The sequence below is a fragment of the Mesorhizobium sp. L103C105A0 genome (genome assembly GCF_000502215.1).
Lineage (GTDB): Bacteria > Pseudomonadota > Alphaproteobacteria > Rhizobiales > Rhizobiaceae > Mesorhizobium.
In genome coordinates this window covers 741,645-754,363 of record NZ_AYXF01000002.1, presented here as the reverse complement: position 1 = coordinate 754,363, position 12,719 = coordinate 741,645, and the positions used below count along the sequence as shown (strand labels likewise).

At 64.7% G+C, this 12,719-nt stretch carries 7 protein-coding genes; all 7 read right to left on the bottom strand.

Features of this window, described 5'->3' with window-relative positions:
- Positions 1 to 9 precede the first annotated feature (9 nt).
- Positions 10 to 1,050, bottom strand: coding sequence for a sulfate/molybdate ABC transporter ATP-binding protein (locus tag X727_RS156240; protein ID WP_023673079.1), 1,041 nt, complete (start codon positions 1,048 to 1,050; stop codon positions 10 to 12).
- Positions 1,051 to 1,123: 73 nt separating this feature from the next.
- Complete coding sequence (gene cysW / locus X727_RS156245; protein ID WP_023690809.1) at positions 1,124 to 2,008, bottom strand: sulfate ABC transporter permease subunit CysW; 885 nt, start codon at positions 2,006 to 2,008, stop codon at positions 1,124 to 1,126.
- Positions 2,001 to 2,852, bottom strand: coding sequence for a sulfate ABC transporter permease subunit CysT (cysT, locus tag X727_RS156250; RefSeq protein ID WP_023687973.1), 852 nt, complete (start codon positions 2,850 to 2,852; stop codon positions 2,001 to 2,003). The genes cysW and cysT overlap by 8 nt, the downstream gene beginning before the upstream one ends.
- A gap of 18 nt (positions 2,853 to 2,870) precedes the next feature.
- The gene (locus X727_RS156255) at positions 2,871 to 3,899 is read right to left on the bottom strand and encodes a sulfate ABC transporter substrate-binding protein (protein WP_023673082.1); all 1,029 of its coding nucleotides are present in this window, start codon (positions 3,897 to 3,899) and stop codon (positions 2,871 to 2,873) included.
- 230 nt (positions 3,900 to 4,129) lie between these two features.
- Positions 4,130 to 4,813 (bottom strand): M15 family metallopeptidase, encoded by a 684-nt coding sequence (locus tag X727_RS156260; protein ID WP_023833933.1) that lies wholly within the window; start codon positions 4,811 to 4,813, stop codon positions 4,130 to 4,132.
- A gap of 145 nt (positions 4,814 to 4,958) precedes the next feature.
- Positions 4,959 to 7,064: a penicillin-binding protein 1C gene (pbpC, locus tag X727_RS156265; RefSeq protein WP_031204055.1), complete on the bottom strand. Its 2,106-nt coding sequence runs from the start codon at positions 7,062 to 7,064 to the stop codon at positions 4,959 to 4,961.
- Between the two features lie 83 nt (positions 7,065 to 7,147).
- Positions 7,148 to 12,634 carry an alpha-2-macroglobulin family protein gene (locus tag X727_RS156270; protein WP_023833931.1) on the bottom strand — a complete coding sequence of 1,829 codons (5,487 nt, stop codon included), beginning with the start codon at positions 12,632 to 12,634 and terminating at the stop codon, positions 7,148 to 7,150.
- Between the last annotated feature and the right edge of the window lie 85 nt (positions 12,635 to 12,719).

Here is a 12,719-nt window from a genome sequence, read left to right as displayed (position 1 = left end):
GATCGATGTCTATGCCGCCGGGAAAAGCTTCCAGCGCCTTGGCCTGAACGCCACCCGGCTCTTCTGCGCCGCAGGATGGTCCACAGGCAGTTCGATCTCGACGCGCTGGCGCTCGCCGCCGATTTCCAGTTCGACGCGTCTTGTGCCGGCGACGCGGCGGCTGGCGGCGACCGTGCCGGCGATGCAGCCGCTGCAGCCGTCGAGCAGTTCGATATCGTGCGGGCGGAAATACAGCGTTGCATCGCCCTCGGGTGCGTGCGGCGCCGACACGCCGATCGGACGGTCGGCGAGCCAGATCTCGCCATTCTCAACCTTGACCGGCAGCATGCTCGATTCACCGATGAAGGAGTAGACGAACGGCGAGTTCGGCGTGTCGTAGATCTCGTCGGCGGAGCCGACCTGCTCGATGCGGCCCTGGCTCATCACCACGACGCGGTCGGCAAGCTCGAGCGCCTCTTCCTGGTCGTGGGTGACGAAGACGGTGGTGTGGCCGGTACGGTCATGGATCTCGCGCAGCCAGCGGCGCAGTTCCCGGCGCACCTGCGCATCGAGCGCGCCGAACGGCTCGTCGAGCAACAGCACCTTGGGCTCGATGGCCATGGCGCGCGCCAGCGCCACGCGCTGGCGCTGGCCACCGGAAAGTTGCGCCGGATAGCGCTTTTCCAGGCCGGAAAGCTGAACGAGATCGAGCAGTTCGGAGGCGCGTCGGCGGATTTCGGCCGCCGGTGGTCGCGACGGTCCATGCCGCACCTTGAGGCCGAAGCCGATATTGTCGGCGACCGTCATGTGCCGGAAGAGCGCATAGTGCTGGAAGACGAAGCCGACATTGCGCTCCTGGATCGAGCGGTGCGAGGCGTCCTCGTCGCCGAAGAAGATCTTTCCGCGCGTCGGCCGCTCCAGGCCGGCGATAAGCCTCAGCAGCGTCGTCTTGCCGGAGCCGGATGGCCCAAGCAGCGCGATCAGCTCACCCGACTTGATGTCAAGCGATACGTCATGGAGGGCCGGAAACCGGTCAAACTCCTTGCGTACGTTGGCAACGCGAACTTCCATGTAGATCCCTCAGTAATTTGGTGCATGTCGTTGTCCCAAAACCGGTTCCCAGTCTTGGGCGACATGCATTTAGTCAGTGCCCGCGCGTCGCGGCGATCTCGGCGCCGTAGCGCATCTCGAGAAGTGTTTTCAAGACCAGCGTGACCAGCGCCAGGCCGGCAAGCAGCGAAGCGACGGCAAAAGCGCCGACGGCGTTGTACTCGTTGTAGAGGATTTCGACATGCAACGGCATGGTGTTGGTCAGCCCGCGTATGTGGCCCGACACGACCGAGACCGCGCCGAATTCGCCCATCGAGCGGGCGTTGCACAGAAGCACGCCGTAGAGCAATCCCCATTTGACGTTGGGCAGCGTCACGTACCAGAAGGTCTGCCAGCCATTGGCGCCCAGAGAGAGCGCGGCTTCCTCGTCGCCGTTGCCCTGTTCCTGCATCAGCGGGATCAGTTCGCGGGCAACGAAGGGGAAGGTGACGAAGATGGTCGCGAGCACGATGCCGGGCACGGCGAACAGGATCTGGATGCCGTGCGCCTTCAGCCATTCACCGAACAGTCCCTGAGCGCCAAACAAAAGCACATAGACCAGGCCGGAAATGACCGGCGAGACCGAGAAGGGCAGGTCGATCAGCGTGGTTAGAAAAGCCTTGCCCTTGAACTCGAACTTGGCGATCGCCCAGGCAGCCGAAATGCCGAAGACGACGTTGAGCGGCACGGCGATCACCGCCACCAGCAGAGTCAGCCGGATCGCCGAGCGCGTATCGGGATTGGAGAGCGATTCCGTGTAGGCGCCAATGCCTTTCGCCAGCGCCTCGTGGAAGACGATGATCAGCGGCAGCAGCAGGAAGATGGCGAGGAAGGCGAAGGCCACCGCCATCAGCAGCAGCCGCACCGGCCGGCTTTCGGTCACCGCCGCCGACCGGCTCTCGTGATGCGGTTCGTAGGATTTGATCTCGGGGTCAGCCATAGCGCTTGCGACTCCATGACTGCGCCAGGTTGATGACCAGCAGCATCACGAACGACAGCAAAAGCATGATCGCCGCGATCGCGGTGGCCGCCGGATAATTGTACTCCTCGAGCCGGATGACGATCAGAAGCGGTGCGATCTCCGACTTGTAGGGAAGGTTGCCGGCGATGAAGATGACCGAGCCGTATTCGCCGACGCCGCGCGCGAAGGCGAGTGAGAAGCCGGTGATGATGGCCGGCGCCAGGCCGGGAAACAGGATGCGGGTGATGATCTGGAAGCGGTTGGCGCCGAGCGTCGCGGCGGCTTCCTCCACTTCCTTGTCGATCTCCTCCATGATCGGCTGCACCGTGCGCACGACAAACGGCAGGCCGATGAAGACAAGCGCCACGACAATGCCGAGCGGCGTGTAGGCGACCTTGATGCCGAGCGGCGCCAGGAGATGGCCGATCCAGCCATTGGGCGCATAAAGAGTGGTCAGCGCGATACCGGCCACTGCCGTCGGCAGCGCGAAGGGCAGGTCGACCATGGCGTCGACGACGCGGCGGCCGGGGAAGCGGTAGCGCACCAGCACCCAGGCGACGAGCGTGCCGAAGACGACGTTGACGGCGGCTGCGATGAAGGCTGTGCCGAAGCTGATTTCGAGTGCGTTGATGGTCCGGCGGTCGGTGGCGATCGCCCAGAAATCGGTCCAGCCGAGGGCTGCCGAGCGCCAGATCAGGCCCGACAGGGGGATGAGGATGATGAGCGTGAGGTAGGCAAGCGAGAAGCCGAGCGTCAATCCGAAACCCGGAATGACACTCGGCTGTCTGAATCGCCACCCCGCCTTGGCGGGTGCTATGGTCATGTCGTCCTGATCTAAATCCTACTGGGCCGGCTTGTAGATCTGGTCGAATATACCACCATCGCCGAAATGATAAGGCTGTGCCTTCTTCCAGCCGCCAAAAAGCGGATCGTCGATGGAGATCAGCTTGATTTCGGGCGTCTTCGGAATGTCAGCCGCATCCACCAGCTCGGGCTTGGCCGGACGATAGTGGTTCTTGGCGATGATCGTCTGGGCTTCCTTGGAATAGAGCCAGCCGAGATAGGCTTCGGCGACCTTGCGGGTGCCCTTGGCATCGACATTGGCGTCGACGATCGCCACCGGCGGCTCGGCCAGGATCGAGGTCGGGGGATAGACGATCTCGAAATTGTCGGCTCCGAATTCATTGAGCGCCAGATAGGCGTCGTTTTCCCAGCCGATCAGCACGTCGCCGATGCCCTTTTGCGCGAAGGTGACCGTCGAGCCGCGTGCACCGGTGTCGAGCACCGGAGCATTGGCGTAGAGCTTGCCGACGAATTCCTTGTTCTTGGCTTCGTCGCCGCCATCATTGGCGTTGGCATAGGCCCAGGCGGCAAGGTAGTTCCAGCGCGCACCGCCGGAGGTCTTGGGGTTCGGCGTGATCACCTGGACGCCGTCCTTGACCAGATCGCTCCAGTCGTGGATGCCCTTCGGGTTGCCCTTGCGGACCAGGAAGATGATGGTCGAGGTGTAAGGCGCCGAATTGTTTTCGAATTTCTTGCGCCAGTCCGGATTGATCTTCTTCGACTTGGTGACGATGGCGTTGATGTCGCCTTCGAGCGCCAGCGTCACCACATCGGCATCGAGGCCGTCGATCACGGCGCGGGCCTGGGCGCCGGAGCCGCCATGCGATTGCTGGATGGTGACCGTCTCGCCGGTCTCGGCCTTCCAGTGTGCGACGAAGGCTTCGTCATAGGCCTTGTAGAGTTCGCGTGTCGGGTCGTAGGACACGTTCAGAATGGTCGTATCGGCAAACGCGAAACCGAGCGTGCCGAACTGGATCGATGTGGCGACCAGTGCGCCGAGCAGTTTCTTGAAATGAGGTTTGGTCATTCCCGCCTCCGTTGATGACGGCTGAACTCTATCGAATTGATAGAAATTAGATGCATTCAACGTTGCATTTTTTGTCCGCTCGAAGGAAATTTTCGCCGATATTGGGTTTCGGAAGGAAATATTTTCCTCATATTGGTCTAACCCGAATCCGGCCGGTTTGACGCTATCTAGGAGCTGACAGCGCAGAAGCAAGGCCGAGCGAGGGAAGGCTCGCTGTAGCACCGGGCGGTTCAGCCCGCAGTGATGGGAAAATCGAAGCGCAGTTTTGGAAACGGCTCATCCCGAAGCGTGTAGTGCCACCACTCGCGCGCATAATTCTTGAAGCCGCCGGCGCGCATGGCGTCGAGCAGCTTTTTGCGGTTTGCCGCTGCTTCTGCCGCCAATGGGCGATGGGCGGTTTCGCTCGCCGGGTCGAAACAGTCGAAGCTGGTGCCGAAGTCGAGCGTGCCGGCGCCGGCCGCGCCGCAAGCGGCGGATGACTTGTTCTTGCCGTCGCTGCGGGCGATGGCGACATCGACGGTCGAGCCGCGCGAATGGGTGGACAATTCGCCGATATAGCCCTTGGCGATGAGGTCGCCGCGCTGCACCTGAGGGTACCATTGCGGATCGGGCGGGCCGCCCTCTCTGGTCCATTTGCCCATGTCGGCAACGGCGCGGGCCGGGCGGTAGCAGTCGAAGACGACCAGCGTCAGGCCGTCGGCGGCGAGCGCTTTCTGCACGCCGGACAGCGTTTGCGCAGCTTGCTTCGTGAGGATGCAGACTGGGGCGTCGTAGCCATCGGCCTTGCGATGCAGGAAATTTTCCAGGCCGGCATAGCGGATGTCCTGGCGGATCGAGGGATCGACATCGGCCAGGCGGACAAAGCCGGCGGGCAGGGGATCGGCGGAGGCGGGGGAGCAAGTCGAAACGAACATGGATAGGGCTAAGGCCAATCCTCGATGCAAGCGCTTCGGCACACCCCCCTCTGGCCTGCCGGCCATTGGCCGGCAGGCCAGAGGGGGGTGCCTCGCGCCGGGTCTCGGGCGAAGAAGCCCAATCCCCTGAATCGCTTGGCGCCATCTATTCAACGAACACCTTCACGCTTGCCGCGCGTCCCACGGCGTCGATGACGGTGAGCGTCGAATAGCCGGCGCCGTCGGGCAGCCAGGTCGCGGTGCGGCGGCGGTCGATGCCGACGAGCGGCTTGCCATTGGCCAGCCAGCGGAACGGCGCGCGGCCGCCTTGCAGTTTCAGCACCAGCGGCGAGGCCTCGGCGGAATTGGTGGCGAGATCGACGCGGGCGCCGTTGGGCGGGAAAATGATCGTTGGCGCCGGTTCCGTCGGGCCTGCCTGCACCAGTCCGTCGGCGCCGGCGCCGAAGCGCGCCAATGTCACCGGCAGGTCTTCGCGCCTGGCCTTGACGACGCCGGCCGGCTGGCTGGGCAACGGGACGGCGGTGAGGCCTGAACGGACGAAGCCCTCGAACAGGATGGGGGCGGCCGAGACATAGCCGGACAGGCCGGGCACCGCACCGGCATCGGCGCGGCCGACCCACACACCCAGCACGTAGCGGCCGTCGAAGCCGACCGACCAGGCATCGCGATAGCCGTAGGACGTGCCGGTCTTGTAGGCGATGCCGCGCTGCAAGGCGCCCTCAGGCGGCTTTACGCCCGACAATATGTCGGTGATCTGCCAGTTCGCCTGGGCGTCGAGGATGGTGGCGGTGGCGCGCTCGTGGTTGGCCGGCTCGGTGCCGTCATGCAGCGTGTTTGCCTTGCCGCCATTGGCGAGGCCGGTATAGAGCTGGACGAGATCGCGCAGCGTTACGCCGACGCCTCCGAGGCCGATGGCGAGGCCCGGCGCCTCGTTGACCGGTAGCACCGGGCTGACGCCGGCCTGGCGGAAGCGCGCCATCAGCCGTGCCGGGCCGACCGAGTCGAGCACGCGGATCGCCGGAACGTTGAGCGACAGCTGCAGCGCCTGGCGGATCGAGACATCCCCCTGATAGCCCATGTCGAAATTCTTTGGCCGGTAGCCGCCGAAATCGACCGGACTGTCCTCGATCAGCATTTCCTGCGCCACCAGCCCTTGCTCGAAGGCGAGGCCATAGATGAACGGCTTCAGCGTCGAACCGGGCGAACGCACGATCCTGGTCATGTCGATCCAGCCGGAGCGGCTGGCATCGAAGAAATCGGCCGAGCCGACTTCGCCAAGAATGTCGCCGGTGCGTGCGTCCGCCATCACCATGGCGACCGACAGGCGCGGGCCAAGCTTGATCGCGGCATCGCGCGCCACCTGTTCCAGCCCTTGCTGGACGCTTTTGCGGATCGTAAGCTGCAGTGGCTTGCCGGGCACAGCCTTGGGCAGCATGGCGTAGGCGGCGTGCGGCGCCAGCGCCGGCAATTTGCGGCGCAGGCCCGAGACATCGTCGAGGGCGGCGCGCGCGGCCTCGCGCTCGCCAAGCAGGCCTGCCGAAACCATGCGGGTCAGCACGCGGTCGCGGGCGGCATGAGCGATGGTGAGATTGCGGTCGGGCCGGCGCTTTTCCGGCAATTGCGGCAAGGCGACGAGCAGTGCTGCTTCCGAGACCGTCAGCCGCTTCGGCTCTTTGCCGAAATAGGCGAGCGAGGCGGCGCGCACACCTTCAAGATTGCCGCCATAGGGCGCCAAGGTCAGGTAGCGTTCGAGGATCTCCTGCTTGGACAGCCGCCGCTCGATCTGGATGGCACGCAGCATCTGCTTGATCTTCGAGCCGAGGCTGCGGTTTTCGCGTGGCTCGATCAGCCGGGCAAGCTGCATCGACAGGGTCGAGCCGCCGGAGACGATATGGCCGCTGGTGGCGAACTGGCCGGCGGCGCGCGCCAGCGCCAGCACATCGACGCCATCATGGTCCCAGAAGCGCTTGTCTTCATAGGTGACCAGCATGTCGACGAACTGCTTGTCGACCTGGTCGAGATGAGTGTCGAGCCGCCAGTAACCGTCCGGCGTGGCGAAGGCGCGCAACAGCTGGCCGTCGCGGTCCTGGACCTCGGTGGAGACGGTGAGCCTTCCGGGCAGCGGCGGCGGAAAAGCGCGGTCGAGTTCCCAGAGAGAAGCGGCAGCGATCGCCGCAAAGCCGACGAGGGAGGCGGCGGCGATGCCTGTTCGACGGAGAAATTTTCTGGAGAGCATGGTGGTGCCCTTCATCCGCCTGCCGGCTCCTTCTCTCCGCATAGCGGGAAGAAGGAGATGGTCGCGGACATCGGCGTGTTCATCTTCGTCAAGGCGCCTTACGGCGCCTTGATCTCCATCATACCGGTGGCGGTGCGGGCCGAATATTGCGGCCGGTACATGTCCTCCACCGTGGCCGCCGGATGGGCGTAGGTGCCCGGCGTCACCGCACGCACGACATAGGCCAGCATGATGTTGCGGTCGCCATCGCCGTCATTGGGATTGAATGCCGCGACGAAACGGTCGTCGCGGAATTCGAGATGGGCGGCGTCGGTTTGCGCCAGCCAGGTGAAGTTCGACAGCTGGGCGCTGGAAACAAGGCCCGGATTGTCGATCTCGAAGCCGGCCGGCAACAGGTCGGTGATCAGCAGGCGCGAAGGCCAGCGGTTCTGCTCGTAAACCTTGAGCACGACCACGTAGCGTTCGTTCTGCGTCGCCTCGGTGACGTTGGCTTCGGTGCCATCGAGCTTGTAGTAGGTGCGGTCGATGGTGAAGCCGTCGCCGCCGGCCGGCAAGGGCTCTACCGGCGAGGCGACCGTGGTGACGACCGCCTGCAGCGGCGTGGCGCCGGTGTTGGCGATGGTCAGCGGGCTGTCGGCAATGTCGGTGCCGCTGAGGTGGTTGGAATACCCACCGGCATGCGGCGCGCCGTTGACCGAGAGCGTGATCGAGTCGTTGCCCGACTTCAGCGCGCGGGCCGCCAGAAGCATCCAGGACTCGTCCTGCGTGCTGGTCCAGCGGGCATCGGCGCGTTCCCTTGCCACCAGCCGGATCAGCTCCGGCACGATGGTCGGCACCGGCTTCGATTCGGCGGCGAGCGCCAGGATCGCGGCGCCATCACGCAGCCGCGAGCCATAGTCGGACCGGTAGTAGTCGTATTCGGTGGTCGACTTGGCCAGCTGCAGCGCCGTCTGGAAGGTTGCTTCCGAACGCTGCGCGTCGCCGTAGAGCGCCAGGCTCGCCGCCAACTGGGCGACGGCCATCGGGCTCGAGAAGGCTTCGAGCTTGGTGTCGGCGTAGTAGCGCAGATCGCCGACCGAGGCCTTCTTGTTGCGGGCCAGAACATAGAGCGCGTAGGCGATTTCGCTGCCGCGATCCTGGACGTCCTGGTCGTAACCGACCGAGTTTTGCAGATTGCTCAGCGCCTGGCTCATCGCCAGGGCCGGCACGTCGTAGTTCTGCTCGCGCGCCCGGGTCAGGAAGTCGGTGACGTAAGAGTCGAGCCACAGATCGCCGGAGCCCGGACCCCACAGGCCGAAGCTGCCGGCCGAAGCCTGGTAGCTCAGCACCTTGTAGATGGCCGCCTGAACGCGGTCGTGCAGTTCGGGATCGCTTTGCATGCCGACGCCGGACGCCAGATCGTTGACGTAGAGAAGCGGCATGGCGCGGCTGGTGGTCTGCTCGGCGCAACCATAGGGGTAGCGGTCGAGCGTCATCAGCAGCGACGGCACGTCGAATGCGGCAGCCTGCGAAACGCCGACGCTGATCGAGGCGCCGTCGAGCAGGCTTGCCGCGAGCAGCTCCTTGTCGACGCGCAGCGAGCCGCCATTGCCCTTGAGGTCGACGACCAGACGGGTGGTGACCGGCAATTGCGCCGGACGCACCGGAACATACAGCGTCTGCTCGACGGAGGTGCCGTCGCCATGGGCGAGCTTGATGGTGATCGAGGCATTACCCGCCGTCTGTGCAACCAGCGGCACAGTCAGCGTCTGGCGCTTGCCCTTGGCGAGAGTCAGCTTTTCGGGCAACGGCTTGTCGCCGGTCGAGAGGTCGCCGGTCGTGGCGATCGACAGGGCATAGTCGCCCTCCGGACCGTCGGTGTCGGCGACATCGAGCCGCATGATCGCTGCATCTCCAGGCGCCAGGAAGCGGGGCAGGCCGGCGGTGATCACCACCGGATCGCGCACGATGACATCGGTCGTGGCATGGCCGACGGCCTCCTTGGTCCAGGCGACGGCCATGACGCGCACGGTGCCGTTGAACTGCGGGATGTCGAAGTCGATCCTCGCCTTGCCGTCGGCGTCGAGCTGGACCGGGCCGGAGAAGAAGGCGACCAGCTTTTCGGTCGGCGGACTGCCTTGCGGCTGCATCGAGGCGCCGTCGCCGCCGGTCCTGAGCTTGCCGGTGGTGCCGAGCGAGCCGTCGATGAGACGGCCATAGATGTCGCGGACTTCAAGCCCGAGCATGCGCTGGCCGAAATACCAGCCCTCCGGATCCGGCGCCTTGTAGTTGGTGAGGTTCAAAATGCCGACATCCACGGCAGCAACCGTCACATAGGCATTGCTGCCCGGTGCTACGCCGGCGACCGAAACCGGGATCGACAACTGCTGGCGCGGCATCGTCTTGACCGGCGGCGTCAGGGTGACGGCGAGCTTTTTCGAGCCTGGGTCGACCGTCAGCCATTTTACGCCGATGGCGCGCGCCGGCATGCGGGTTTCCTGCGCATCGCCGGGCCGGAACAGGGTTGCGGTGATGTAGGCGCCGGCGCCCCAGTCGTCACCGACCGGGATATCGACCGTGCTGCCGCCGGCCGGCATGGTTGCCGTGACGGTCTTGAGCAGCTTGTCGGCGCCAATGGTGACCAGCAGTTCGCCGGCAAAATGCGGCGACACTTTCAGCTTGGCCACGTCGCCGACGGCATAGCTGTCCTTGTCGAGAGCGATCTCGAGCCCGTCAGGCGTTTCGGTGGAGGTCGAGGAGACATACCAGCCGGCGTCGAACTCATAGCTGGTCGCCGGGCCCTCGGGATCGGCAGTCTCGATCTCGAGCCGGTACTGGCCCCAGTCGACCGGCATCGTCACGGTCGCCTCGGCATCGGCGCTGAGATCGACCTGGCCGTTGGCGATCGACTTGGTGAAGGTGACCGGTTCGTAGTTCCACGAGTTGTTGTTGCGATACCACTGGTAATTGCGTTCGACCTTGACCAGCGACCACTGCGCGCCCTTCAGCGTCTCGCGCTTGCCGTCGGGATCGACCGCGATGAGGCTGAATTTGGCGGTGCCGCCCTGCGGCACCTCATTGTCGGCGAAATCCGGACGAATGCCGATCATGTGGCCTTGCGGGCGGATGCCGATGTTGATCGAGCGCTCGATGGCGCGGCCGCCGGTTTCGCGCATGCGAACCGTGACCTTGGCGTCGACCAGCTTGGTGGTCGCGGGCAATTGGTCGACCGTGACCGGGAAGGTCGCCTTGCCGTCGTCGCCGACCACCGGCAGACCGGTGAACGGGGTGACCGAAGGCTCGGCCGACTGCTCGTCGGCAAGGCCGAACGAATAGCCGGCGAAACGGTCCCAGTCGCGCGCCGTCGACAGCGTCAGCTCGCCTTCGAGCGCGAGGCCGGCGGCCGGCGCGCCATAGAGGAAGCGGCCGTCAATGTCGATGTTGGCGGTTTCGCCCTGGGCGATCTCCTGCTTGTCGGACTTCATATCGAACTCGATGCGATCCGGCACGAAGTCTTCGACCAGGAACATCTGGCTGGAAACGGCCGCCTGCTTGGGATCGGTATAGATCGACACCGTCCAGGTGCCGCGCATGGCGTTGGCTTCCAGCGGCAGGTCGACGGCATAGCCGCCGGCCGAGACGCCATCGGCAACGATGCGGCGGTTCTCGACGCCGTCGGGACGGGTGAAGATGAAGGTCAGCGGCAGGTTTTCCACCGCTTTGGAGGCGCCGTCGCGGGCAAGGGCTGCGACATGCACATCCTCGCCGGCGCGGTAGATGCCGCGTTCGGTCCAGGCATAGACATCGAGCGCGCCCGGTGCGGCGCGTCCGGCGACGCCGCGATCGGACAGATCGAAGCCAGCGCGGCCCATGTCGAGGAAGACGAAATCGTTGTCGCCCTGCTTGGCCATCAGAACGGCCGGCACCATGCCGCCGTCGCCGCGCGTCAGGCCGGGGTTGAAGACAGCATGGCCTTCGGCGTCCGACGTGGCTGTGCCGAGGATTTCATTGTTCCTGGCCAGCAGCGTCAGTTCGGCGCCGGCGATCGGCTTGGCGGTTCCGAGCGAGCGGGCAAAGACATTGAGGCCATCCTGGCCGGTATAGGTCGACAGGCCGATGTCCGAGACGACGAACCACTGCGTGGCAAGCGAATTGTAATTGTCCTCGTCATTTTCATTTACCGCTTGCGCGGTCAGCACGTAGACGCCGGGCTTGCGCTGCGGCAAGGCTTCGTCGACCGGGAACGAAGTCGTGACGTCGTTGTTGAGGTCGTTGGCGATATCGAGCTGCCCCTGCCAGACCGGCTCACCCATCTGGTCGGAAATGCTGGAGATATCATAGCCGTCGAGCTGCTTCAGGAACTGATAGCCGGACAGAAGCTGCGCGAGCGAACGATCGCCGATGCGGTAGAGCTTCATCTGCGCGGCGTTCATGTTGACGGTGACGACCGGGATGCCGCGGCGGGCGCCGGCGGGCAGCACGAAGCTGTCGCCGGTGAAACGGGCGGACGGCGCGCGGTCCTGCACATAGATCGACAGCACGACCGGAGCGGCGGTGACCTCGCCAATTGCGGCCGGCAGGCCGGCGCGGAAGGTCACTTCGTAATGCTGGCCGTGTTCCAGGCCTTCGACGCAGATCTGCTTGTCCTTGGCCTCGACGCCCTTGGGCGGCTGGTTGTCGACGGTGACGAACTGGGCGTAGTCGACGCCGGTCTTCACCAGCTCCTCGGAAAACTGCGCGCAAATGCGCGGCGCGCTGGTGTCGGCGTCGATCGAGTGATCGATGACGCGGAAGCCCTTGCGGGCCTTGAGATCCTCATATTCGGCCTTGACCGCCGGCGAACTGACCAGCGCGAGGCTGGCTTCATAGGCCTGCAGGGCTGGACGGTAGAGATCGCGGCGGTCGAGGCCGTTGCCGAGCAGCGCCAGCACTTCGGCGCGGGTCTTGGTGGTGCGCAGCAACTTGTAGGCGTTGATGGCGGCGGAGGTGCCTTTGACCGGCAGATTGTAGGATTCGGAGGTGCCGCTGGCCGGCTGTATGGCAAGCGTTTCACGCGCCAGACCGAGCCAAAGCTGGCCGTCGTCAGGCAGGACCGAGACCGCGGCCTCGTATTTGTTCATGGCTTGGCCATGGTCGCCGGTCAGTGCAGCCTGTTCGGCGGCGGCGCGGAGTGATTCCAGCCCGTCGGTCGGCTTGTCATAGGCCGGATCGGTCAGCTTGTTGCGGTATTGCTGGGCCTGGTCGGCCATCCAGTTGGGGAAGAAGGCGAGTTCCGGCGGGGCGCCGATATCGGGGTCGCCATCGACATTGACGACCTTGCCCGCGACCGCGCCGCTGAAGGGTTTCAACTGGTTATAGTCGGATTTTAGGAAGCACCATTTGGCCTTGTTGTTGTAAGTAAAGGCGCGGCAGGCGGGGTCGCCGAGGCATGTCGTCTTGCACTGATCGAGGCTGACATTCTGGTCCGATCTGAGATCGAACCCGAAATAGTCGGAATTATTTGAGGTCACCACCCGGCGGGCTTCGGCCGCTTGCGCTACAGACCCCCAGGCGAAAATGAGAAGAATCAAGATCGACAGACCACGAGCCGCCGCGCGCATCGCCATAACACCCTCCAGACACTGCTACGTCCGCGGCATGTTCAAGCTTCAGTCAAGCTTGTCAACACGAGGACGGGCAGGTTTCCGCCCG

Bases quoted from the DNA above. Each gene is read 5' to 3' on its own strand.
- X727_RS156240 (WP_023673079.1), bottom strand. From the start codon at position 1,050: ATGGAAGTTCGCGTTGCCAACGTACGCAAGGAGTTTGACCGGTTTCCG.
- cysW (WP_023690809.1), bottom strand. From the start codon at position 2,008: ATGGCTGACCCCGAGATCAAATCCTACGAACCGCATCACGAGAGCCGG.
- cysT (WP_023687973.1), bottom strand. From the start codon at position 2,852: ATGACCATAGCACCCGCCAAGGCGGGGTGGCGATTCAGACAGCCGAGT.
- X727_RS156255 (WP_023673082.1), bottom strand. From the start codon at position 3,899: ATGACCAAACCTCATTTCAAGAAACTGCTCGGCGCACTGGTCGCCACA.
- X727_RS156260 (WP_023833933.1), bottom strand. From the start codon at position 4,813: ATGTTCGTTTCGACTTGCTCCCCCGCCTCCGCCGATCCCCTGCCCGCC.
- pbpC (WP_031204055.1), bottom strand. From the start codon at position 7,064: ATGAAGGGCACCACCATGCTCTCCAGAAAATTTCTCCGTCGAACAGGC.
- X727_RS156270 (WP_023833931.1), bottom strand. From the start codon at position 12,634: ATGGCGATGCGCGCGGCGGCTCGTGGTCTGTCGATCTTGATTCTTCTC.